This is a genomic window from Actinomadura chokoriensis, from assembly GCF_041463665.1.
Classification (GTDB): domain Bacteria; phylum Actinomycetota; class Actinomycetes; order Streptosporangiales; family Streptosporangiaceae; genus Spirillospora; species Spirillospora chokoriensis_A.
Genome location: NZ_JAXCEJ010000010.1, coordinates 187,483 through 210,017, shown reverse-complemented (window position 1 = coordinate 210,017; position 22,535 = coordinate 187,483). Strand labels below are relative to the sequence as shown.

General features: G+C 72.4%; 24 protein-coding genes. 3 read left to right on the top strand and 21 right to left on the bottom strand.

All coding sequences use genetic code 11. The features are described 5' to 3' along the window. Positions 1-17: 17 nt before the first annotated feature. From SM418_RS18160 to gnd, 3 genes are all read right to left on the bottom strand, one after another. Complete coding sequence (locus SM418_RS18160; RefSeq protein WP_371942023.1) at positions 18-614, bottom strand: HD domain-containing protein; 597 nt, start codon at positions 612-614, stop codon at positions 18-20. A gap of 124 nt (positions 615-738) precedes the next feature. After that, positions 739-1,071, bottom strand: coding sequence for a hypothetical protein (locus tag SM418_RS18155; RefSeq protein WP_371942022.1), 333 nt, complete (start codon positions 1,069-1,071; stop codon positions 739-741). Between the two features lie 203 nt (positions 1,072-1,274). Beyond that, positions 1,275-2,699 (bottom strand): NADP-dependent phosphogluconate dehydrogenase, encoded by a 1,425-nt coding sequence (gnd, locus tag SM418_RS18150; protein ID WP_371942021.1) that lies wholly within the window; start codon positions 2,697-2,699, stop codon positions 1,275-1,277. 148 nt (positions 2,700-2,847) lie between these two features. Here gnd and SM418_RS18145 point away from each other — a divergent pair, with 148 nt between their 5' ends. Beyond that, on the top strand, positions 2,848-3,621 hold the full coding sequence (locus SM418_RS18145) for an HAD family hydrolase (protein ID WP_371942020.1): 774 nt from the start codon (positions 2,848-2,850) through the stop codon (positions 3,619-3,621). Next, positions 3,618-6,020: a glycoside hydrolase family 65 protein gene (locus SM418_RS18140; RefSeq protein WP_371942019.1), complete on the top strand. Its 2,403-nt coding sequence runs from the start codon at positions 3,618-3,620 to the stop codon at positions 6,018-6,020. Before SM418_RS18145 ends, SM418_RS18140 begins: the two co-directional genes overlap by 4 nt. Here the strand turns inward: SM418_RS18140 and soxR are convergent. From soxR to SM418_RS18105, 7 genes are all read right to left on the bottom strand, one after another. Beyond that, on the bottom strand, positions 6,017-6,583 hold the full coding sequence (gene soxR / locus SM418_RS18135) for a redox-sensitive transcriptional activator SoxR (RefSeq protein WP_371942018.1): 567 nt from the start codon (positions 6,581-6,583) through the stop codon (positions 6,017-6,019). The two genes, SM418_RS18140 and soxR, sit on opposite strands and share 4 nt — an antisense overlap. A gap of 62 nt (positions 6,584-6,645) precedes the next feature. Then, a complete protein-coding gene (locus SM418_RS18130) occupies positions 6,646-7,221 on the bottom strand; it encodes an HdeD family acid-resistance protein (protein ID WP_371942017.1) in 576 nt (191 codons plus the stop codon). A gap of 126 nt (positions 7,222-7,347) precedes the next feature. After that, positions 7,348-9,165: a phosphoenolpyruvate carboxykinase (GTP) gene (locus tag SM418_RS18125; RefSeq protein ID WP_371942016.1), complete on the bottom strand. Its 1,818-nt coding sequence runs from the start codon at positions 9,163-9,165 to the stop codon at positions 7,348-7,350. Positions 9,166-9,354: 189 nt separating this feature from the next. Beyond that, positions 9,355-10,401: an ABC transporter ATP-binding protein gene (locus tag SM418_RS18120; RefSeq protein ID WP_371942015.1), complete on the bottom strand. Its 1,047-nt coding sequence runs from the start codon at positions 10,399-10,401 to the stop codon at positions 9,355-9,357. Next, positions 10,398-11,207: an ABC transporter permease gene (locus SM418_RS18115; protein ID WP_371942014.1), complete on the bottom strand. Its 810-nt coding sequence runs from the start codon at positions 11,205-11,207 to the stop codon at positions 10,398-10,400. The genes SM418_RS18120 and SM418_RS18115 overlap by 4 nt, the downstream gene beginning before the upstream one ends. Next, positions 11,204-11,983, bottom strand: a complete 780-nt coding sequence (gene modA / locus SM418_RS18110) for a molybdate ABC transporter substrate-binding protein (RefSeq protein ID WP_371942013.1) — start codon at positions 11,981-11,983, stop codon at positions 11,204-11,206. The genes SM418_RS18115 and modA overlap by 4 nt, the downstream gene beginning before the upstream one ends. After that, complete coding sequence (locus SM418_RS18105; protein ID WP_371942012.1) at positions 11,980-12,393, bottom strand: TOBE domain-containing protein; 414 nt, start codon at positions 12,391-12,393, stop codon at positions 11,980-11,982. Before SM418_RS18105 ends, modA begins: the two co-directional genes overlap by 4 nt. 259 nt (positions 12,394-12,652) lie before the next feature. Between SM418_RS18105 and SM418_RS18100 the strand changes: the two genes are divergently transcribed. Beyond that, positions 12,653-13,267: a hypothetical protein gene (locus SM418_RS18100; RefSeq protein WP_371942011.1), complete on the top strand. Its 615-nt coding sequence runs from the start codon at positions 12,653-12,655 to the stop codon at positions 13,265-13,267. A gap of 9 nt (positions 13,268-13,276) precedes the next feature. Here the strand turns inward: SM418_RS18100 and SM418_RS18095 are convergent, their stop codons facing one another. The 11 genes from SM418_RS18095 to SM418_RS18045 form a co-directional block, all read right to left on the bottom strand. Then, a complete protein-coding gene (locus SM418_RS18095) occupies positions 13,277-13,480 on the bottom strand; it encodes a hypothetical protein (RefSeq protein ID WP_371942010.1) in 204 nt (67 codons plus the stop codon). 177 nt (positions 13,481-13,657) lie between these two features. Then, positions 13,658-15,043 carry a ribosome biogenesis GTPase Der gene (gene der, locus SM418_RS18090; protein WP_371942009.1) on the bottom strand — a complete coding sequence of 462 codons (1,386 nt, stop codon included), beginning with the start codon at positions 15,041-15,043 and terminating at the stop codon, positions 13,658-13,660. Then, positions 15,040-15,714, bottom strand: coding sequence for a (d)CMP kinase (cmk, locus tag SM418_RS18085; RefSeq protein ID WP_371942008.1), 675 nt, complete (start codon positions 15,712-15,714; stop codon positions 15,040-15,042). Before cmk ends, der begins: the two co-directional genes overlap by 4 nt. Before the next feature lie 223 nt (positions 15,715-15,937). Continuing rightward, positions 15,938-17,029: a prephenate dehydrogenase gene (locus tag SM418_RS18080; RefSeq protein WP_371942007.1), complete on the bottom strand. Its 1,092-nt coding sequence runs from the start codon at positions 17,027-17,029 to the stop codon at positions 15,938-15,940. 121 nt (positions 17,030-17,150) lie between these two features. Then, positions 17,151-17,513: a chorismate mutase gene (gene aroH / locus SM418_RS18075; RefSeq protein ID WP_371942006.1), complete on the bottom strand. Its 363-nt coding sequence runs from the start codon at positions 17,511-17,513 to the stop codon at positions 17,151-17,153. Between the two features lie 44 nt (positions 17,514-17,557). Beyond that, on the bottom strand, positions 17,558-18,289 hold the full coding sequence (locus SM418_RS18070) for a pseudouridine synthase (protein WP_371942005.1): 732 nt from the start codon (positions 18,287-18,289) through the stop codon (positions 17,558-17,560). Positions 18,290-18,295: 6 nt separating this feature from the next. Beyond that, entirely contained in the window at positions 18,296-18,868 is a 573-nt protein-coding gene (scpB, locus tag SM418_RS18065) for an SMC-Scp complex subunit ScpB (protein WP_371942004.1), read from the bottom strand. After that, positions 18,861-19,736, bottom strand: a complete 876-nt coding sequence (locus SM418_RS18060) for a segregation and condensation protein A (protein WP_371942058.1) — start codon at positions 19,734-19,736, stop codon at positions 18,861-18,863. Before SM418_RS18060 ends, scpB begins: the two co-directional genes overlap by 8 nt. Before the next feature lie 115 nt (positions 19,737-19,851). Further along, positions 19,852-20,487, bottom strand: coding sequence for a SecDF P1 head subdomain-containing protein (locus tag SM418_RS18055; RefSeq protein WP_371942003.1), 636 nt, complete (start codon positions 20,485-20,487; stop codon positions 19,852-19,854). A 34-nt stretch (positions 20,488-20,521) separates the two neighbouring features. After that, positions 20,522-21,388 carry a ParA family protein gene (locus SM418_RS18050; RefSeq protein WP_371942057.1) on the bottom strand — a complete coding sequence of 289 codons (867 nt, stop codon included), beginning with the start codon at positions 21,386-21,388 and terminating at the stop codon, positions 20,522-20,524. A gap of 207 nt (positions 21,389-21,595) precedes the next feature. Continuing rightward, on the bottom strand, positions 21,596-22,498 hold the full coding sequence (locus tag SM418_RS18045; RefSeq protein ID WP_371942002.1) for a site-specific tyrosine recombinase XerD: 903 nt from the start codon (positions 22,496-22,498) through the stop codon (positions 21,596-21,598). Positions 22,499-22,535: the final 37 nt, after the last annotated feature.

Here is a 22,535-nt window from a genome sequence, read left to right as displayed (position 1 = left end):
CTTCCGCCCGGCCGACGTCACACCAGAGCGTGCCCGTACCCGGCCGCCAAGGGCTGCAGATCCGGATCGCCGAACACCTCGCACATCGCCCCGAAGGCGGCGGCCTTCTCCACCCCGAACCGCCGCACATGAACGGCATAGGTCTCGGCGGACACGAACGCGGGCGGATTGGTCTTGCTATGGAACTTGTCGGCGTACATGACGAGCCGCTCCTCCCCGCTTTCGGCCACATAGTCGCCCGGCGGCACCGCGAGCCCCTGCCGCTCGATGTCGTCCCGCGTCAACCCCATCCCGGTATGGCAGGAACAGAACCGGCAGATCGCCTCGGGAAACCCCTCGCCCGCGAGCAGCTCATGCCCGAGCACCCCATGCCGGATGTACTGCCCGCGATCGAACCTCCCGGTGTCGTCGTACAACCGGTAGACCCCGACGTCATGCAGCAGGCACCCGGCACGCACGAGCGCCGCGTCCACCACGAGCCCGGCACGCGCCACGATCTGCTCGGCGATCTCACAGACGATCACGCAGTGCGTCCAGACGAGCTCGAACGCCTCCCGCCCTGGCGCCCACCTCTCATGCAACGCCCGGACCTCGTCGTCCCCCGGAATCCGCACCCCGCCAACCCTACGGTTCACGACGCCCTAGACGCGATCACGCCCTGACCCGGCACATGTCAATGCCCCCGGAGAAACGCTCCGGGGGCATCGTCTCGTCCACGGCTGCTACCGCATAGCGCTGCTACTGCATCACGCCTTCGGACTTGGCGACCAGGCGGGCCAGCGTCCCGGCCATCTCCTCCTGGCGAGCGGCCATCTTGCCGAACTCGCCCATGATCAAGTTGACCGCGGAGCCCAGCTCCTGCCTGACCGAGCCCACCTCCTGGTGGATCTCCTGCCTGACCGAGCCCAACTCCTGGTGGATCTCCTGCCTGACCGAGCCCAACTCCTGGTGGATCTCCTGCTTGAGCGAGCGGAGCTCCCTGGCGAGGTCGTCCTTGGTGACGAGGTTCTTGAGGTCGTCCTTGGTGACCAGGTCAGCGAGGGTGACCTGGTCGAGGGGCTTGGGCGACATGACGGGCATGCTACCTCTCCTTCTGGTCCTGTTTTCGCGGGAGAGCGACACCTCAACCTGGCACGCCCCGAGGACTCCAGGTCGTCATTCGATCACGTTTAGCCACAACGGGCCACCCGCGAATCACCCCACCCTCCAGTCGCTTTCCCTTGGGTGCACCCAAGGGAAACCGACTGAGCGCCTTCGGGAACCGGGGGCGGCTATCAGGCGGTGACCTCGGTGCGGTCGGCGCCCCAGAGGGTGTGGAAGGACCCGTCGCGGTCCACGCGGCGGTAGGTGTGGGCGCCGAAGAAGTCGCGCTGGCCCTGGGTGAGGGCGGCGGGCAGGCGGTCGGCGCGCAGCGAGTCGTAGTAGGCGAGGGCCGTGGAGAAGCCGGGCGCCGGGATGCCGAGGCGGGCGGCGGTGGCGACGACCTCGCGCCAGGCGTCCTGGGCGTCGCCGGCGGCCTCGGCGAAGTGGTCGTCGGTCAGCAGGGTCGGGGTCCGCGGGTCGGCCTCGTAGGCGGCGCGGATGCGGTCCAGGAAGCGGGCGCGGATGATGCAGCCGCCGCGCCAGATCGTGGCCATCGCGCCGAGGTCGATGTTCCAGCCGTACTCGGCGCTGCCCGCCTGGATCTCGTGGAACCCCTGCGCGTACGCGACGATCTTGGACGCGTAGAGGGCCTTCTCGACGGCGTCGGCGAAGCCCGGATCGGCGATGGCGGCGCGGGGCGGGCCGGGCAGGCCCCGGGCCGCCTCGCGGAGTGCGGCGTGCCCGGAGACGGCGCGGGCGAAGACGGCCTCGGCGATGCCGCCGACGGGGACGCCGAGGTCGAGGGCGGTCTGCACGGTCCAGCGGCCGGTGCCCTTCTGCTCGGCCTGGTCGAGGACGACGTCCACGAACGGCCTGCCGGTGGACGCGTCGGTGTGCGCGAGGACCTCGGCGGTGATCTCGATGAGGTAGGAGCCGAGCCGGCCGGTGTTCCAGGTCCGGAAGACCTCGGCGATCTCGGCGGGCGCGAGGCCGGCGGCGTGCCGGAGCAGGTCGTAGGACTCGGCGATCAACTGCATGTCGGCGTACTCGATGCCGTTGTGCACCATCTTCACGAAGTGCCCGGCACCGTCGGGGCCGACGTGGGTGCAGCAGGGCGTCCCGTCCACCTTGGCGGCGATGTCCTCCAGCAGGGGACCGAGCGCGGCGTAGGACTCGGCGGAGCCGCCCGGCATGATGCTCGGGCCGTGCAGCGCGCCCTCCTCTCCGCCGGAGATGCCGGCGCCGACGAAGTGGATGCCGCGCTCGCGGAGTGCGGACTCGCGCCGGCGGGTGTCCACGAAGTTGGCGTTGCCGCCGTCCACGATCATGTCGCCGGGCTCCAGCAGCGGGGCGAACTCGTCGATGACCGCGTCGGTCGGCCCGCCCGCCTTGACCATGATCACCAGTCGGCGGGGCCGTTCGAGGGACGCCGCGAACCGCTCCGCCGTCTCGGCCGGCAGGAACGTCCCCTCGTCGCCGAACTCGTCCACCAGCGCCCTGGTCCTGGCGGCGGTGCGGTTGTGCACGGCGACGGGATGGCCGTGCCGGGCGAGGTTGCGGGCCAGGTTCCGGCCCATCACCGCCAGGCCGGTGACGCCGATTCGCGCCTTCTCCATTGGCTCACTCCTCCTCGTGTGCGACCCTGACGAAGGGGTTGTACGCGGATCATGATCCCTGCGTTCGAGCGGCCGGGCCCGCATGCCCGCGGTCGAGCGTGGGAACGGTTCCGCGCGTTGAGGATCTTTACGGTTGAGGATCATTTCGATGGTGCCACTGCAGGGGGTGCGGATGCTGGGACTGCCGGACGAGGCGACGGCGTGTCTCTTCGATCTCGACGGTGTGCTCACCCGGACGGCCTCCGTCCACGCCGCGGCGTGGAAGGAGATGTTCGACGGCTACCTGCGGGAACGTTCCCGGCGGACGGGTGAGCCGTTCACCGAATTCGACCCGGTGCACGACTACGGCCGGTACGTCGACGGCAAGAAGCGCGAGGACGGGACGCGCTCGTTCCTCGCGTCGCGAGGCATCACCCTGCCGGAGGGCGACCCGGACGACCCTCCGGAGGCCGAGACGATCCGCGGCCTCGGCAACCGGAAGAACGCGCTCGTGCTGAAGATCATCGAGGAGAAGGGCGTCGAGACGTTCGACGGGTCGATCGACTACGTCCGCGCGGCGCGGGCGGCGGGGCTGCGGACGGCGGTCGTGTCCTCCAGCGCCAACACCGTCCAGGTGCTGCGGACGGTCGGCATCACCGACCTGTTCGACGCCCGCGTGGACGGCGTCGTCGCGGCCGAGCGCCACCTGCCCGGCAAGCCGGCCCCGGACATGTTCCTCGCGGGCGCGCGGGAGCTGGACGTCCCGGCGGCGAGGGCGGTGGTCTTCGAGGACGCGCTCGCCGGCGTCCAGGCGGGCCGGGCCGGCGGGTTCGCGTACGTGGTGGGCGTCAACCGGGTGGGCGACGCGCACGCGAAGGCGCTGGCCGAGCACGGCGCCGACGTGGTGGTCGACGATCTGGCCGAGCTGCTGGAGGGGTCGTGAGAGCGCCGGAGGGCCAGAGCACCGCCGACCGGCCGGTGTTCACGGTGGAGCCCTGGTGCGTGCGCGAGCCCGAGCTCCGGCTGGACCGGCTGGCGCAGAGCGAGTCGGTGTTCGCGCTGTCCAACGGGCATCTCGGCATGCGCGCCAACCTCGACGAGGGGGAGCCGCACGGGCTGCCGGGCACGTATCTGAACTCGTTCTACGAGCAGCGTCCGCTGCCGCACGCCGAGACCGCCTACGGGTACCCCGAGTCGGGGCAGACGGTCATCAACGTCACCAACGGCAAGGTGATCCGGCTGCTGGTGGACGACGAGCCGCTCGACGTGCGCTACGGCCGCGTCCACCACCACGAGCGGGTGCTGGACCTGCAGGCGGGCACGCTCACCCGGCAGGTCGAGTGGACCTCCCCCGCCGACAAGACGATCAAGGTCACGTCGGTGCGGCTGGTGTCGCTGACCCAGCGGGCGGTCGCGGCGATCTGCTACGAGGTCGAGCCGGTGGGCGACGCGGTGCGGCTGGTCGCCCAGTCGGAGCTGGTGGCCAACGAGGCGCTGCCCGGCGGCGGCAAGGATCCGCGCGCGTCCGCGATCCTGGACAGCCCCCTCGTCAGCGAGGAGCACTTCGCCAACGGCACGAAGGTGCTGCTGCTGCACCGGACGCGGCAGAGCGGGCTGCGGATGGGCGCCGGGATGTCGCACGACATCGAGGGCCCCGAGTCCATGCAGGTGGAGACCGAGAGCGCCCCGGACGTCGGCCGGCTGACGGTCGCGACGCGGCTGGAGCCGGGGCAGAAGCTGCGCATCGTCAAGTACATCGCCTACGGGTGGTCGAGCCGGCGGTCGCGGCCCGCGCTGCACGACCAGGTGGTCGGGGCGCTGGCGGGCGCGCGGCAGACCGGCTGGGAGGGTCTGCTGGCCGAGCAGCGCGCCTACCTCGACGAGTTCTGGGAGGGTGCGGACGTCGAGGTCGAGGGCGACGCCGAGATCCAGCAGGCGGTCCGGTTCGGGTTGTTCCACGTCCTCCAGGCGGGGGCGCGCGCGGAACGCCGCATGATTCCCGCCAAGGGGCTGACGGGCCCCGGCTACGACGGGCACACGTTCTGGGACACCGAGACGTTCGTGCTGCCCGTGCTGACCTACACGTCCCCCAGCGCGGCGGCCGACGCGCTCGCCTGGCGGCACATGACGCTGCCGCTCGCCTGCGAGCGCGCCCGGCAGCTCGGCCTGCACGGCGCCACGTTCCCCTGGCGGACGATCCGCGGCCAGGAATGCTCGGGCTACTGGCCCGCCGGGACCGCGGCCTTCCACATCAACGCCGACATCTCCGACGCCATCGTCCGCTATCTCGACGCCACGCAGGACGAGCAGTTCGAGCGGGAGGTCGGCCTCGACGTCCTGGTGCAGACCGCGCGGCTGTGGCGGAGCCTCGGCCACCACGACGTCGGCGGCGTGTTCCGCATCGACGGCGTCACCGGGCCGGACGAGTACAGCGCGATCGTCGACAACAACGTCTACACCAACCTCATGGCGCGCCGGAACCTGCAGGAGGCCGCCCGGGTGGCGATGCGCCACCCGGACGTGGCCGACCGGCTGGGGGTGAACGCCGAGGAGGCGGCGTCGTGGCGGGACGCGGCGGCGGCCATGCTGATCCCCTACGACGAGCGGCTCGGCGTCCATCCGCAGAGCGAGAGCTTCACCAACCACGCCCGCTGGGACTTCGCGGCGACCAAGCCCGACCACTATCCCCTGCTGCTGAACTACCCCTACTTCGACCTCTACCGGAAGCAGGTCGTCAAGCAGGCCGACCTCGTCCTCGCCCTGCACCTGTGCGGCGAGTGGTTCACGGCCGAGCAGAAGGAGCGCGACTTCGACTACTACGAGGGCCTCACCGTCCGGGACTCCTCGCTCTCCGCGCAGACGCAGGCGGTCGTCGCGGCCGAGGTCGGCCATCTGGAGCTGGCCCACGACTACCTCGGCGAGACGGCCCTGATGGACCTGCACGACCTGAACCGCAACACCCGCGACGGGCTGCACATCGCCTCGATGGCGGGGGCGTGGAGCGGGCTCGTCGCCGGGTTCGGCGGGATGCGGGCCTGCCGGGGCGAGGTGCGGTTCGCGCCGCGCCTGCCGGGCGGGATCAGCCGACTGGTGTTCCGGATGCGCTACCGGGGCAGCCTGATCAAGGTCGGGGTGACGGGCGAGACGGCCCGCTACGAGCTGCTGGACGGACCGGACCTCCCGGTGCTGCACCACGGCGAGAGGTTCACGCTCGGCGAGGAGCCCGTGGAGCTGCCGATCGAGCAGCTACCGGCGCGTCCGGCGCCGCCCCAGCCGGCCGGACGGGAACCGGCGCCGCGCCGCTTCGACCCGCACGTCCGCACCCCCCGGCGCCGCCGTTAGCGGCCCGGTCCGGCCGGTAGGTCCCCCGGAGCGCAGACGTCCTCGCACCCGGGGGGCCTCGCGCTCACCCCGGGCTTCTCCTCACCGGACGGCCCGCCGGCCGCCTTGCCTCCGACGAGGAGCCTGCGCGGCCCCGGGCCCTCGTCGCCGAGCCGGTCATAGGGGTTGGCCAGGGCGCACTTGTTGATCGACAGGCAGCCGCACCCGATGCAGTCGGTGAGGTCGTCGCGCAGCCGTTCGAGCTGCCGGATGCGGTCGTCGAGGTCGCTGCGCCACGTCTCCGACAGGCGCGCCCAGTCCGCGACGGTGGGGGTGCGCTCCTCGGGGAGGGTGGCGAGCGCGTCGCGGATGTCGCTGAGCGGGATCCCGACGCGCTGCGACACCTTGATGAAGGAGACCCGGCGGAGCGTGTCGCGGCTGAACCGGCGCTGGTTGCCGGCCGTCCGGCGGCTGCTGATCAGCCCCTTGGCCTCGTAGAAGTGCAGCGCCGAGACGGCCACGCCGCTCCGTTCGGCGAGCTGCCCGACGGTCAGTTCGTGCACCCGGTGCTCCAGCCGCGTCATGATCGCCATCCTATGCGGCCTCAACCGGGGCTCGAGGGTCCCCGGGCGCGGCGCCCGGACGGCTAGTAGCGGGCGGCCGGGCTCGTCCGGCCCTGCCGTTCGGCCTGCCGGCCGAGCCGGCGGAGCCGGAACGCGGCGCCGAGCATCGCGGCGCCGGTCAGGATCGCGAGTAGCCCGATCAGCCAGACGATCGCGATCGCGCCGGAGACCGGCCAGCTGAACAGCAGGATCCCGAACAGCACCGAGACGGCGCCGGTCAGCACGTACACCCACTCGCCGCGGAGCTCCTTGTGCATCGCGATGGCGACCACGATCTCCAGGATGCCGGTGGCGACGGCCCACGCGGCGATGAGCATCAGGAGGGCGAACGCGGTGATGCCCGGCCACACCAGGGCCGCGATGCCGAGCGCGATGCCCGCGACGCCGACGAGCAGGAGCAGGCCGCGCGGCGCTCCGGCCGCCCCGCGGATCGCGTGCGTCACCGCGATCAGGCCGTCCGCCATGGCGTACGCGCCGAACAGCAGCACCAGCGCCCAGACGGTGATGCCCGGCCACGCCCAGGCGACGATGCCGAACAGGATCGCGAACGCGCCGCGGAGCGCGAGCGCCCACCAGTGGCGGGTCATCAGGTCGAGCATTCCGGCCTCCCGTGACGGGGACTCATCTCATTGCAGCCCCCGCATCCCGCAGGAAGGGTCAAGGCCGGTCGCGGACTCGGCAAAGTCCTCGACCGGCCCCGGTTCACGCCGGCGATCGCCCTCGGGTCACTGCTCCAGGCGGCGCACCAGGTCGTGGTACTCGTCCCACAGCGCCTGCGGCGTGTGGTCGCCGAACTTCTCGAAGAACTCCGGCACCAGCGCGGCCTCCTGCTTCCACACCTCGATGTCGACCGACAGGAGCGTCTCCAGGTCGGCGTCGTCGATGGTGAGGCCGTCGGTGTCGAGCGCCTCCCTGGTCGGCAGGTGCCCGATCGGGGACTTGGCGGCGTCGGCCTTGCCGTTCAGCCGCTCCACGATCCACTTCAGGACGCGGCTGTTCTCGCCGAAGCCGGGCCAGATGAACTTGCCGTCGGCGTTCTTGCGGAACCAGTTGACGTAGTAGATCCGCGGGAGCTTCTCGGCGTCGGTGGCCTTGCCGATGTCCAGCCAGTGGCCGAAGTAGTCGCCCATGTTGTAGCCGCAGAACGGCAGCATCGCGAACGGGTCGCGGCGCAACTCGCCGACGGCGCCCTCGGCGGCGGCGGTCTTCTCGGAGGCGATGTTGGCGCCGAGGAACACGCCCTGCTGCCAGTCGAACGACTCGGTGACGAGCGGGACGGCGGAGGCGCGCCGGCCGCCGAACAGGATCGCCGAGATCGGGACGCCCTTCGGGTCCTCCCACTCGTCGGCGATGATCGGGCACTGCCCGGCCGGGGTGGTGAAGCGGGCGTTCGGGTGGGCCGCCGGGGTCTGCGACTCCGGCGTCCAGTCGTTGCCCTTCCAGTCGGTGAGGTGCGCGGGCGGCTCGTCGCTGAGGCCCTCCCACCACACGTCGCCGTCGTCGGTGAGCGCGACGTTGGTGAAGATGCTGTTGCCCCACAGCGTCTTCACGGCGTTGGCGTTGGTGCTCTCGCCGGTGCCGGGCGCGACGCCGAAGAACCCGGCCTCCGGGTTGATCGCGTAGAGGCGGCCGTCGTCGCCGAACCGCATCCAGGCGATGTCGTCGCCGATGGTCTCGACCTTCCAGCCGGGGATGGTCGGCTCCAGCATGGCGAGGTTGGTCTTGCCGCACGCCGAGGGGAACGCGGCGGCCACGTAGCGGGTCTCCCCGGTGGGCGGCGTCAGCTTCAGGACGAGCATGTGCTCGGCCATCCAGCCCTCGTCGCGGGCCATCGTCGAGGCGATCCGCAGCGCGTAGCACTTCTTGCCCAGCAGGGCGTTGCCGCCGTAGCCGGAGCCGTACGACCAGATCTCCCGGGTCTCGGGGAAGTGGGTGATGTACTTGGTGGAGTTGCAGGGCCACTTGGCGTCCGCCTGGCCGGGCTCCAGCGGCGCGCCGACGGAGTGGACGGCCTTGACGAACGAGCCGCGCTCCTCGATGAGCCGCAGCGCGCCCGCGCCCATCCGCGTCATGATCTTCATGGACACGGCGACGTAGGCGGAGTCGGTGATCTCGACGCCCAGCTGGGAGATGTTGCCGCCGAGCGGGCCCATGCAGAACGGCACCACGTACATGGTGCGGCCCTTCATGCAGCCGTCGAAGAGACCGTTCAGGGTCTCCTTCATCTCGGCGGGCGCGACCCAGTGGTTGGTGGGACCGGCGTCCTCCTCCTTCTCGGAGCAGATGAACGTGCGGTCCTCAACACGGGCGACGTCGGTGGGGTCGGACGCGGCGTGGAAGCTGTTCGGCCGTTTGGCCGGATCGAGCCGCGTGAGCGTGCCCTGCTCGACGAGGAGACCGGTCAGCCGCTCCCACTCCTCGTCCGAGCCGTCACACCACTCGACGCGGTCCGGCTTGGTCAGCTCGGCGATCCCGCGTACCCACTCAATCAGTTCGGTGTGGCCGGTAGGGGCCTGGTCGAGGCCGGGGACCTGGATGGACACGGGCAACTCCTTCAGCTGTTCGCAGGATGTTTGCATGATGAACAAGACCCGACGTTTTTGCCATTTGGTCTGGACCAATCGCGCCCGCTTTTGTGGTTGTATGCCCGCTTTGTGATTGTTCTCACTCCTCGCGGGGCGTGACGCCCGCCACCCTGCCCGTCCTCCGTGCCGAGCCTCGCGGGCACCGCCTCAAGCTGGGTAAACGTGGGTCTCGGTGGCCTTGACGGCGGCCCAGACCGCGCTGCCCTCCGACAATTGGAGCTCGGCGACGGCGGCCGGAGTCACGTCCGCGACGGCGTCGAAAGGCGGCCCGGAGAGCCGCACCCGGACACGGTCTCCCTGCCGTTCGACCGCCGCCACGCGGGCCCGCCAGAGGTTGCGCGGGCTGCCGTCGGGACGGGTCCGGTACAGCGCCACCGAGGACGGCGCGAAGGCTATGAAGACATCGCCCTCGGGTGAGTCAACGGTGTCGAGGGTCCCGTCCCCGTCGCCTATCGCCACGGTCCCGCCCTCGGCCCGCCCCCGGTACAGGTTCAGCCCCACCAGCCGCGCCACGTAGCCGGTACGGGGACGGCGGGCGACGTCCGCGGGCGTCCCCTCCTGGACGAGACGCCCGCCCTCGACCACGGCGATGCGGTCGGCCAGCACCATCGCGTCCAGCGGGTCGTGCGTGACGAGGACGGCCGCGCCCTCGAACCCGGCGAGGTGGCGGCGCAGCGCGGCCCGGATCTCCAGCCGCGTGTGGGCGTCGAGGGCGGCGAGCGGCTCGTCCAGCAGCAGCAGGCCCGGCTCGACGGCCAGCGCGCGGGCGAGGGCGACGCGCTGCGCCTGCCCGCCCGACAGCGCGCGGGGACGGGCCGCCGCGTACTCCCCCAGCCCGACGCGGTCCAGCCATTCGGCGGCGACGCGCCGGGCGGCGCGGCGGCCCGCGCCCCGGCAGCGCGGCCCGAACGCGACGTTCTCCAGCGCGCTGAGGTGCGGGAACAGCAGGTAGTCCTGGAAGACCATGCCGATCCGGCGGCGGTCGGGCGGCAGCGGGCGCAGGTCCTCGCCGTCCACCCGGACGTGCCCGTCAGCCAGCGGGACGAGCCCGGCCAGCGCCCGCAGCGCGGTGCTCTTGCCCGCGCCGTTCGGGCCGAGCAGCGCCACGACCTCGCCCGGCGCGGCGACGAGCGACAGGTCGAGGTCGAACGCGGGGCGCCGCACGACGAGCCGCGCGTCTAGGCCGTCGCTCACGCGGTGCTCACCCAGCGATCCCGCAGGGCGGCCAGGACGAGCACCGACACGGCGAGCAGGACGAGGCTGAGCACGATCGCGGCCTGCGGGTCGGTCTCCAGCGCCAGGTAGACGGCGAGCGGCATCGTCTGCGTCCGGCCCGGGAAGTTGCCCGCGAACGTGATCGTCGCGCCGAACTCGCCCAGCGCCCGCGCCCAGCACAGCACGGCGCCGGCCGCCACGCCGGGCGCGACGAGCGGCAGCGTGACCCGGCGGAAGATCGTCCAGCGGTCGGCGCCCAGGGTGGCGGCGGCCTCCTCGTAGCGCAGGTCGGCGGCGCGCAGCGCGCCCTCGACGCTGATCACCAGGAACGGCATCGCGACGAACGTCTCGGCCAGCACGACACCGGCGGTGGTGAACGGGAACGTGATCCCGAACGTGTCGTCCAGCCAGCCCCCGACCAGGCCGCGCCGGCCGAGGACGAGCAGCAGCGCGACGCCGCCGACGACGGGCGGCAGCACCAGCGGAACCGTCACCAGCGCCCGGACGAGCCGGACGCCGGGGAACCGGACCCGGGCCATCGTCCAGGCCAGCGGGACGCCGAGCAGCACGCACAGGCAGGTGGCGAGGGTGGCGGTGAGCAGCGACAGGCGCAGCGCCTCCAGGACCTGCGGCTCCACGAGCCGGGTGCCGAGCGTCGACCACGGCGCCCGGACGAGCAGCCCGAGCAGCGGCAGCACCAGGAACGCGAGCCCCGCCAAAGCGGGAAGCAGCAGGACCCACGGCGGCCGTCCCGGAAGCCGGTCGGCCTCCCGCGCGGATCTCACGGCCCCTCGAAGCCCGCCCTGGTCAGCACCGCCCTGCCTTGCTCGCCGAGCACGAGCGCGATGAAGTCCCTGGCGAGCGCGCCGTTCGGGGCCTTGGCGACCTCGACGATCGGGTAGTCGTTGATCGCCTTCGCCGCTTCCGGGAACTCGATGCCCATGACCTTGCCGCCCGAACTCTTCGCGTCGGTTCGGTAGACGAGCCCGGCATCGGCCTCCCCCAGGCCGACCTTGGTGAGAACGGCCTTGACGTCCTGCTCCCGCGACACGGGCTCGACCTCGACATCGGCGGCTTCGAGCGCGGTCTGCGCGGCGGCGCCGCAGGGCACCTGCACCGCGCACAGGACGACCTTCAGCCCCCGCCGGGACAGGTCGCCCACCGTGGCCACCTTGCCGGGATTGTCTTGGGGGACGGCGATCACCAGGCGGTTCTTGGTGAACACCCGCGGCGTTCCGGACGCGTCGCCCGCGTCGGTCACCGTCTTCATCGTGGCCGGGCTGGCGGCGGCGAACACGTCCGCCGGGGCGCCCTGCGTGATCTGCTGCGCGAGCGTCGAACTGCCGCCGAAGTTGAACCTGACCCTCACCCCGGGGTGCGAGCCCTCGAACTTCTTCCCGAGCGCGGTGAACGTCTCGGTCAGGGAGGCCGCCGCGAAGACCGTCAGCGTCCCGCCGCCGGCGGCGCCGCCGCCCGTCCCGGACGAGGTCTTCTCGGTGTCGCCGCAGCCGGCCGCGGCCGTGAGCAGGAGGGCCGCCGCCACGGCGGCGCGCTTGATCATGATGCTCCCGGTTCCGAGACCTCGACCACGACATTCGTCGACTTCACGACCGCGTCGGCGACCACGCCCACGCGGAGGCCGAGGTCGTCGGCGGCCTCCCGGCTCATCAGCGACACGACCCGGAACGGGCCCGCCTGGATCTCCACCTGCGCCATCACGCCGTCCCGGACGACCTCGGTCACGATGCCCCGCAACCGGTTGCGCGCCGAGGAGAACCGCTCGGACTGGTCGGGCGGCCCCGCGCCGCGCGCCTGGTCGCGCACGAAGGCCGCCAGTTCGGCGCCCGGCACGCGCCGGTGGCCGTGCTCGTCGCGGGACGCCGGGAGCCGCCCGCCGTCCACCCAGCGGCGGACGGTGTCCGCGCTGACGCCGAGCAGCGTCGCCGCCTCGCTGATCCTGAACGTGGGCACGGGGGCGAGCCTAGCCAATTGCAGATACGAGGGGAAGTTGGCGATAGATCCAGAGATTGCGAGCTATGTCACGACATCAGGCTGGCAGATGCAGCGAGCACACATCCCGGGGTTCCAGCACCGGCCCGGTCCTCCAGCCCACTTTCCATGGAAATGCTCCCTTTTTGGCCATGTGTGGGCCTTCCGGTCGCGTAGACCGCTCCGCTCCGGGTAAACGGTGCCTCAAACAGAATCGGACGCCCGGTCAGGAGGAATGATCATGGCTGGGACCATGCGAGCACCACGCACCCGGGGCGTTCTCAGCGGAGTCCTGCTGATCCTGCTGGGGCTGTGGGGCGGCCTGCTGCCCTTCGTCGGCCCCTACTTCGACTTCGGCTTCGCGCCGAACGACACCTGGGTCTACAACATCGACCGGCTGCAACTGAGCATCGCCCCCGCTGCGGCGACCGTCCTCGGCGGGCTCATCCTGCTCGTCAGCGCCAACCGCGCGGTCGCGATGTTCGGCGGCTGGCTGGCCGCGCTCGGCGGCGCCTGGTTCGCGGTGGGCGCGCCCCTCGCCACGCTGTGGGGCGTTTCGGGCGTCGGCGCCCCGCTCGGCACGACCAAGCACCAGATCATCGCCGAGCAGCTCTCCGGGCTCACCGGGCTCGGCGTCGCGATCGTCTTCCTCGCCGCGTTCGCGCTCGGCCGCTTCGCCGTCATCGGTGCGCGGGAACGGGCCCAGGCGGACGCGGCGGGCTCGGCCGGAGGCGCGACCACCACCCATCCGATCGTGCACGGACGCTACGCGCGCGAGAACGGGCCGGCGCAGCAGCCGAGGCCGGGAGACCAGCATGTGGCGGGCGACGACCGCTACGGCCGCTACGACCGTTAGGGGCGGGCGTCAGCGGTTGCGGCTGCGCATGTTGCGGACCGCCTTGGTGGTCTCGTAGTCGCCGCGCTCGTCGTCCGTCCGGACGTCGTCGCGGTCGGTGAACATGGCGACGAAGGCGACCAGCAGGCCGACGCCGCCGATCCACGGCTCCCGCCAGGCGAAGCTCAGCGCCACGCAGACGACAGCAACGGAGATGAGCAGCAAGAGCTTCACGTCGCACCCCTCGACCGCGCCCTGTTGCCCGGAAGACCGCGGTCCTCCGGGTGAAACCGGTGTCCGTCCCGGGATCAGCGAGTAATGGAAGACTTACGCGCGTCCCGTCGAGTGCATCCTGACATGCCGCGGCCCGTCCGGGAAAGATCCGGACGGGCCGTATGGCGAATATTTCCGCTACTTCTTGGCCTTGCCGCGCTTCTCCCGGATCTTCATCGTGATGTCCAGCGGCGTCCCGGCGAAGCCGAACTCCTCGCGCAGCCGCCGCTCGATGAACCGCCGGTAGCCCTCCTCCAGGAACCCGGAGGTGAACAGCACGAACCGCGGCGGACGCACCCCCGCCTGCGTCGCGAACAGCACGCGCGGCTGCTTGCCGCCCCGCACCGGATGCGGATGGGAGTTCACCAGGTCGGCGAAGAACTGGTTCAGCTTGGACGTCGGGACGCGGGAGCCCCAGCCCTCCAGAGCCGTCTCGATGCCCGGCACCAGCTTCTCCATGTGCCGGCCCGTCTTCGCGGAGATGTTCACCCGCGGCGCCCAGCGCGCGTTGTGCAGCTGCCGGTCGATCTCGCGCTCCAGGTAGTGGCGGCGCTCCTCGTCCAGCAGGTCCCACTTGTTGTAGGCGATCACCAGCGCGCGGCCGGAGTCGATCACCATCGAGATGATCCGCAGGTCCTGCTCGGCGAGCGGCTGGTCGGAGTCCACCAGCACCACCGCGACCTCGGCGCGCTCCAGCGCCGACTGCGTGCGCAGCGTCGCGTAGAAGTCGGCGCCCTGGTTCTCCCGGTGCCGCCGCCGGATCCCGGCCGTGTCGATGAACCGCCAGGTCTTGCCGCCGAGCTCGATCAGCTCGTCGACCGGGTCGCGAGTCGTCCCCGCCACCGAGTCCACGACCGCGCGGTTCTCCCCCGCCAGCTTGTTCAGCAGGCTCGACTTGCCGACGTTCGGGCGGCCCAGCAGCGCCACCCGGCGCGGCCCCCCGTCCTCGCCGAACAACTCCGCCGGGGGCTCCTCGGGCAGCGCGTCCAGCACCGCGTCCAGCAGGTCGCCGCTGCCGCGCCCGTGCAGGGCGCTCACCGGGTGCGGCTCGCCGATGCCGAGCGACCACAGCAGCGCCGCGTCCGACTCGGCGCCGACGTCGTCGACCTTGTTGGCGACCAGCACCACCGGCTTGCCGGACCGGCGCAGGATCTCCACCACGGCCTCGTCCACGTCGGTCGCGCCCACGGTCGCGTCGACCACGAACATCACCACGTCCGCCAGGTCGACCGCCAGCCGGGCCTGCTCGGCGATCGCCGCGGCCAGGCCGGACGAGTCGGGCAGCCACCCGCCGGTGTCGACGACGGTGAACCGGCGCCCGCTCCAGGCCGCGTCGTAGGCGACCCGGTCGCGGGTCACGCCCGGGACGTCCTCCACGACGGCCTCGCGGCGGCCGAGGATCCGGTTGACGAGGGTGGACTTGCCGACGTTCGGCCGTCCGACCACCGCCACGACGGGGGCCGGCCCCGCGTCCGCGGCGACGTCCTCGACCCGGTCGACCGTCTCGATCTCGTAATCACTCAATACAGTGCTCGCTCATGCTCTTCGGCGAGGCGGACGACCGCCTCGATGACCTCGGCCAGGCTCAGCTCGGACGAGTCGACCTCGTGCGCGCCGGCCGCCTTCGTCAGCGGCGACGCCTTCCGGGTGGAGTCGAGCCGGTCCCGGCGGGCCTGCTCGGCCCGCGTGACCGTCACCGACGCCCCGGGGTCGGCCGCGAGATCCTTCGCGCGGCGCGCCGCGCGCACCTCCTCGCTGGCCGTCAGGTACACCTTCACGGCCGCGTCCGGCACGACGACCGTGCCGATGTCGCGGCCCTCCACCACGATCCCGCCGGCCCCGATGATCTCCCGCTGCAGCTCCACCAGCCGGGCGCGGACCGCCGGGACGGCGCTGACCGCGCTGACCGCGTTCGTCACCGTGCGCTCGCGGATCGGGCCGGACACGTCCGTCCCGTCCACCGTGATCGTGGGCGCGTCCGGGTCGGTGCCGCAGGCGATCTCCGGGTCGAGCGCGCGGGCCGCGACGGCGACGCCGTCCTCGACCGGGACGCCGTGCTCCAGCATCCACCACGTCATGGCGCGGTACATCGCACCGGTGTCGAGGTACCGCAGCCCCAGCGCGCGGGCGACGCCCTTGGACGCGCTGGACTTGCCCGAACCGGAGGGTCCGTCCATGGCGATGACGAGCGGCACGATCGCTCCCTCTCTTCTCCGTCGGAGCGCCCGCCGACCCCGGATCGGCGAGCGGATCGGGCGGCGCTCGACGCCGCCCCGGCGCATGCGTCCCCCGGACAGGCCCCGGCGAACCAGGCTACCGGTCCCCGCGACCGGCAGGGACCGAGCCGGACCCGGTCACGCTGGACGACGCCCGCCGAGATTCCCCGGCACGAGCGGCCGGCCGCCGCCCCGCCGCCGGTCAGCCGGGGACGGACCAGCCGCGGGCGCGCAGCTCCGCGGCGAGGCCCTCGGCCGACTCCGGGACGACCGACAGCTCCAGCACGCCGAGCGGACGGCCCGGAGAGTGCTCGATCGTCACGTCCTCGATGTTGACCCCCGCGATCCCCGCCGCCTGGAAGATCATCGCGAGCTCGCCGGGACGGTCCGGAATGACCACCTGAACGGTCGCGTACGCGGGCTGGTCGCCGCCGTGCTTGCCGGGGATCCGGGACCGGCCCGCGTTACCGCGCAGCAGCAGGTCCGCGACGTGCGCCGCGGCCTCCTCGCTCCCGTCGCGCAGCAGCGACGCGGCCACCGCGAGATCGGTGGCGACGGCCTCCAGGACGTCCGCGACCGGCGCGGAGTTCGCCGAGAGGATGCCGATCCACAGCCGCGGGTCGCTCGCCGCGATCCGGGTCACGTCCCGGACCCCCTGCCCGGCAAGGCCCAGCGCCACGTCGTCCGCGCCGGTCAGCCGGGCGGCGACCGCGGCCGACACCACGTGCGGGCCGTGCGAGACGAGCGCGACGGCCCGGTCGTGCTCGGCGGCGTCCACCTGGACCGGCATCGCCCCGCACGCCTTCGCCAGCCCCGTGACGACCTCGACGGTCTCCGGCGTCGCCTCCGGGGGCGCGCACAGCGCCCACGGGCGGCCGAGGAACAGGTCGGCGCGCGCGGCGCTCGGACCGGACCGCTCGCTGCCCGCCAGAGGATGCCCCGCCACGAACGTCGTCAGGTCGCAGCCCAGCTCGGCCGCCTGCGCCAGCGGCAGCGCCTTCACGCTCGCCACATCGGTGTAGGCGACGGCGAGGCCGCGCTTCTGCGCGTCCAGCAGCGTCACCGCGACCGCCGCCGGCGGCACCGCCAGCACCGCCAGGTCGGCGGGCTCCTCGCGCGCCCCGTCCGGCAGCGCCTCGCCGGCGCCGAGCTCCACGGCCAGCGCCAGCGCCGCCGCGTCCCGGTCGGTCAGCAGCACCTCGGCGCCGCGCTCCCGCATCGCCAGGGCGATCGACGTCCCGATCAGCCCCGTCCCGACGACGACGATGCGCCGCGCCACCACGTCCTCACTCACGCCGAAAACCCTACTGCGCCCCGCGCCCTGCCGACGCCTGGCTCCGCTCGGGCGCCACCGCGCCCCACCCACTGGCGCTACTGCGCCCCACCAATGACGCTACTGCGCCCCACCAATGGCGCTACTGCGCGATGTCCAGCCGGAGCGCCGTCGCGCCGCGCAGGTAGACGTGCTGGACGTCCGAGCGGGGGCGGTCCGTCTCGATGTGCGCCATCAGCCGGATCACCCGCGGCAGCGAGCCCGGGACACCGATCTCGGTCGCGCACAGCAGCGGCACCTCGTGGAAGCCGAGCTTGCGCGCCGCGAGCGCCGGGAACTCCGCCGTCAGGTCCGGCGTCACCGTGAAGATGACGCTGATCACGTCGTCGGTGCTCAGCTCGTTGCGGGCCATCACCTCGGAGACGAGCTCCGTCGTCGCCTCCAGGATCTGGCCCCGGTCGTCGGCGTCGATCTGCGTCGCCCCACGGACCGCGCGTACCGCCACAGTCGTTCCCTCCTCGTGTCCGATGCCCTGACAAGCCGATGCCCTTACAAGCCGACGGCCGCGTACAGCTCGCCGACCTCCCGCACGGTCAGCGCTCGCATCCCGCCCGGCTTCAGCGACCCCAGCTTGATCGGCCCGAACTCTATGCGGGCGAGCTGCTGGACCGGGAACCCGACCTCCTTCAGCAGCCGCCGGACGATGTGCTTGCGGCCCTCGTGGAGGGTGATCTCCACGAGGACGCGGCGGCCGACCTGGTCGAAGACGCGGAACTTGTCGGCCTTGGCCGGGCCGTCCTCCAGCGTCACCCCGGCCTTCAGCCGCTTGCCGAGATCGCGCGGGATCGGGCCGTGGATCTCCGCCAGATACGTCTTGTAGACCCCGTAGGACGGGTGGGTGAGCCGGTGCGACAGCTCCCCGTCGTTGGTGAGCAGGATCAGGCCCTCGGTGTCGGTGTCGAGCCGCCCGACGTGGAACAGCCGCTCGGGCACCTCGACGTAGTCGGCGAGGGACTTGCGGCCCCGCTCGTCCGACATCGTGGACACCACGCCGCGCGGCTTGTTGATCGCGTAGTACCGCATCTCGGAGCGGGTCTCGACGCGCTTGCCGTCCACGTGGATGACGGCGGTCTCCGGGTCGACGCGCTCGCCGAACCGGAACACCTTCTTCCCGTCCACGGTGACGCGGCCCTCGCCGATCAGCTCCTCGCAGTGGCGGCGGCTGCCGATCCCGGCCTCGGCCAGGACCTTCTGCAGCCGCACGCCCTCGTTGTCGCTCACGGATCCTCAACCACTCACTATGTCGTCTGGCAGGTCATCGGGCAGGTAGGGGGCGAGCTCGGGCAGCTCGTCGAGGTCGCGCAGGCCGAGGCGCTCCAGGAAGTACCCGGTCGTGCGGTACAGGTGCGCCTGCGACTCCGGGTCCTGCCCGGCGTCCTCGATCAGGCCGCGCAGCGTCAGCGTCCGCATGACGCCGTCGCTGTTGACGCCGCGGATCGCCGACACGCGGGCCCGGCTCACCGGCTGCCGGTAGGCGACGACGGCGAGCGTCTCCAGCGCCGCCTGCGTCAGCCGCGCCTGCTGCCCGTCGGTGACGAACCGCTCCACGACCGGGGCGCACACGTCCCGGGTGTAGAACCGCCATCCGCCGGCGACCTCCCTGAGATCGAACCCGCGGCCCTGCTCGGTGTATTCCGCGGCCAGCTCGCGCAGCGTGGCGGTGACCTCGCCGCGGGGACGCTCCAGCAGCTGCGCCAGCGTCATCACGGTGACCGGCTCGTCCACCACCAGCAGGATCGCCTCGATCGAGGCGCGCAGCCCCGGAAGCTCCGGCGCGTCCGCGCCGGATTGCTCAGTCATCGTCTTCCTCGTCCTTCTCAGTGCTGTCCTTCTCGGTGCCGTCCTTCTGAGGGGCGCCCTCGTAGTCGTCGCCGACCTCGACGTCGCCGTCGTCGGTGCCGGTCCAGGTCACGTGGAGCTCGCCGAGGGGCTCGTCCTGCTCGAACGTGACGGCCTGCTCCCGGTACAGCTCCAGCAGGGCCAGGAACCGCGCGACAACCTCGTAGGTGCCCTCCGCGTCGGCCGCCAGGACGCGGAACGTCGTCACGCGCAGCCTGCGGAGCATCTCCACGACGATCGCGGCTTGCTCCTTGACGCTGGCCTTCGGCTGGTACATGTGCTCGACCGACACCGCGGGCGGCGCCTTCGGCGTGAGGGCCCGGCCCGCGAGCCGCGCGAACTCCTCCGGGCCGAGGCCGAGCAGCACCTCGGGCAGCAGGTTCGCGAACTGCGGCTCCATCGGCACGAGGCGCGGGAACCGGCGGCTCGCGTCGGCGATCCGCCCGGCGATCACCTGCGCGACCTCCTTGTAGGCGCGGTACTGCAGGAGCCGCGCGAACAGCAGGTCGCGGGCCTCCAGCAGCGCGAGGTCGTCCTCGTCGTCGACCTCGCCGGACGGCAGCAGCCGCGCGGCCTTCAGGTCCAGCAGGGTCGCGGCGACCAGCAGGAAGTGGCTGGCCTGGTCGAGGTCCCACTCCCTGCCGTAGGAGCGGATGTGCGCGATGAAGTCGTCGGTGACCTTGTGCAGCGACACCTCGGTGATGTCGAGCTTGTGCTTGGAGATCAGGCCGAGCAGCAGGTCGAACGGGCCCTCGAAGTTGTCCAGGTGGACGCGGAAGCCCTGTTCCTGCTCGCCCTCCCGCTCCGGCTCCGGCGACGTCTCGTCCACGTCGCTCACGGTAGCGGAGGACTCGTCCCGCGCTGTGCTCACCGGCCACATCGTCCCATGCCCGGCGCGCGGCTCGCACCACCGGCGATCACGAGCGGTGACGGCCGTCCGGCCGCTACCGCCCCGTCAGCCGGTGGACCAGGCTCTCGGCGTCGCCGCGGGCGTCGGGCCTGTCGACGGCGCCGTCGATCTGCATCCTGCCGCCCGGGATGGGCGCCGCCACCTGCGCGGGCTCGGAGAGGAGCGTCCCGCCGAGGAGCATGCCCATCCGCCCTCCGGGCAGCCGGCCGGCATACGCCTTGGCCGCCCTGCCGGTCAGTTCCGCGAACCCTGCCGCGTCCGCCGGCGTCAGCGTGATCGACACGCTCCAGCCGGTGCGGCCGGCCGCGGGGTCGGGCCCGAGCGCCCTGACCTCCTCCAGCCGGCGCACCGTCAGCCTGTCCGAGCCGAAGGAGTAGCAGGAGCCCGCCCCGGCGACGGTGAGCGCCCCGCCGCCGCACGGCGGGTCGGAGACCTCCTCGACCAGCGCGAACGTCAGCGGCTCGCGCAGGTCGAGCGGGCCGGACGAGGCGATCGGCTCGGGTTCGTCGCCGGTGACCACGAGGTAGCCGACGACACCGCCGATCACGAGGAGGACGGCGGCGCCGACGGCGATCAGCACGAAGACCAGCGGCCCCGGCGCGCGGGCGGGCGGCGGGAGCGGCGGTGCGCCGGGTAACGGGCCGTATGGGGGCGGCGGGGGTTCGCCCATGTGCGTGCTCCGTCTCAGGGGACGCCGGGTCGGCTCACTCGGTTTCGGCCCACCGGATGAGGACCTCGCGCGCGAGGCTCCGGTACGCGTTCGCGCCCATCGAGCTCGGGTCGAAGAACGTGATCGGCTCCCCGGCGACGGTCGCGTCGGGGAAGCGAACCGTGCGGTTGATGACGGTGTGGAAGACCTTGTCGCCGAACGCCTCGACGATGCGGCCGAGGACCTCGCGGGTGTGCAGCGTCCGGGAGTCGTACATGGTGCCGAGGACGCCGTCGATGACGAGGTCCGGGTTGATCCGGCCCTGCACCTTCTCGATGGTCTCCATCAGCAGCGCGACACCGCGCATCGCGAAGTACTCGCACTCCAGCGGGATCAGCACGCCCTCGCTCGCGGCCAGCGCGTTCACCGTGAGCAGGCCGAGCGACGGCTGGCAGTCGATGAGGATGTAGTCGTAGTGGTCGACGGCCGACTTCAGCGCGCCCTGCAGGATGTACTCGCGCCCGACCTCGTGGACGAGCTGGACCTCCGCGCCGGACAGGTCGATGTTGCTCGGCAGCAGGTCCATCCCGTCGACACCGGTCTCGATGACGACGTCCTCCCACTCGGTGTCGCGTTCGAGCAGCAGGTTGTGGATCGTCACGTCGAGCTGGCGCGGGTCCCCCTTGCCGAGGCCGACCGACAGGGCGCCCTGCGGATCGAAGTCGACGAGCAGGACACGGCGGCCGTACTCGGCGAGCGCCGCGCCCAGGTTGATCGTCGTGGTGGTCTTGCCGACGCCGCCCTTCTGGTTGCACACGGCCACGATCCGCGCGGGCCCGTGCTCGGCCAGCGGCTCGGGCTCCGGGAACACCGGCACGGGTCGCTGAGTGGGCCCGAGAGCCCGGCTCGGATCGGTCTCTATGGTGGCGGAGGAAAGGACTCCATCCGCACTGTTAGTGCTGGTCACTAGATCCCTCCCCGGCGGCCCGGAAATGCCATCCAGAACGGGGACTCTAGGGCCGTCGTCCCCGTCGCTCAAGCCGACGCGCGCCGAAGGTCGCGATTTCTCGGCGTGCCGGTCCGTCCGGATCATCCCTCCGCAGGCGTCCCGGGCGCGGCCGTTCCATGGTCAGCTCCGCGCACGCGGATGCGACGTCGCGTACACCTCCCGCAGCAACTGCACCGTCACCAGCGTGTAGACCTGCGTCGTCGTCACCGACGCGTGGCCGAGCAGTTCCTGGACGACGCGGACGTCGGCTCCCCCGTCCAGCAGATGGGTCGCGAACGAGTGCCGCAGCGTGTGCGGGGACACCTCCGACAGCCGCGCGCGGTCGGCGGCGGCGCGCAGCACCATCCACGCGCCCTGCCGCGACAGCCGGCCGCCGCGCGCGTTCAGGAACAGCGCCGGGCCGCCCCGCCCGGCCCCGGCGAGCCGCGGCCGGGCCCGCACCAGGTAGGCGTCCACGGCCTCGCGGGCGTAGTCGCCGATGGGCACCACCCGGGCCTTGCCGCCCTTGCCGGCGACGCGGGCGAACCCGTCCCGCAGGTCGAGGTCGTCGACGTCCAGGCCGACCGCCTCGGAGATCCGCGCGCCGGACCCGTAGAGCAGCTCCAGCAGCGCCCGGTCGCGCAGGCCGCGCGCGGTGCCCGGATCGCCGGACGCCGCGGCGAGCAGCCGCTCGACGTCCTCCAGCGAGATCGCCTTCGGCAGCCGGCGCGGCGGCGTCGGCGGCTTGACGTCGTGCGCGGGGTCGCCGGCGGCGAGGCCCTCCCGCAGCGCGAACCGGTGCAGCCCCCGCACGGCGACGAGCGCCCGCGCCGCCGACCCCGCCGACAGCGGCGGATGCCCGGCGTCGCCCTCCCGCAGCCCCACCAGGAAAGCGCGGACGTCGTCCTCGGTGATCTCGCCGATCGCCGCGCGGCCCCGCGCGCCCTGGATCTCGGCGTAGCGGCGCAGGTCACGGCGGTAGGAGCTGAGCGTGTTGGCGGCGAGGCCCCGCTCGACGGCCAGATGCCCCAGATACGTGCGCACGGCCGAGTCGAGCGCGGAACCCGCGTCCTGCGCGGCG

What these genes read in the sequence shown, in the direction of transcription:
- SM418_RS18130 (WP_371942017.1), bottom strand. Translation starts at nt 7,221, where the DNA reads ATGCTCGACCTGATGACCCGCCACTGGTGGGCGCTCGCGCTCCGCGGC.
- SM418_RS18155 (WP_371942022.1), bottom strand. Translation starts at nt 1,071, where the DNA reads ATGTCGCCCAAGCCCCTCGACCAGGTCACCCTCGCTGACCTGGTCACC.
- gnd (WP_371942021.1), bottom strand. Translation starts at nt 2,699, where the DNA reads ATGGAGAAGGCGCGAATCGGCGTCACCGGCCTGGCGGTGATGGGCCGG.
- modA (WP_371942013.1), bottom strand. Translation starts at nt 11,983, where the DNA reads ATGATCAAGCGCGCCGCCGTGGCGGCGGCCCTCCTGCTCACGGCCGCG.
- SM418_RS18055 (WP_371942003.1), bottom strand. Translation starts at nt 20,487, where the DNA reads ATGGGCGAACCCCCGCCGCCCCCATACGGCCCGTTACCCGGCGCACCG.
- SM418_RS18145 (WP_371942020.1), top strand. Translation starts at nt 2,848, where the DNA reads ATGGTGCCACTGCAGGGGGTGCGGATGCTGGGACTGCCGGACGAGGCG.
- scpB (WP_371942004.1), bottom strand. Translation starts at nt 18,868, where the DNA reads ATGACTGAGCAATCCGGCGCGGACGCGCCGGAGCTTCCGGGGCTGCGC.
- soxR (WP_371942018.1), bottom strand. Translation starts at nt 6,583, where the DNA reads ATGACGCGGCTGGAGCACCGGGTGCACGAACTGACCGTCGGGCAGCTC.
- SM418_RS18100 (WP_371942011.1), top strand. Translation starts at nt 12,653, where the DNA reads ATGGCTGGGACCATGCGAGCACCACGCACCCGGGGCGTTCTCAGCGGA.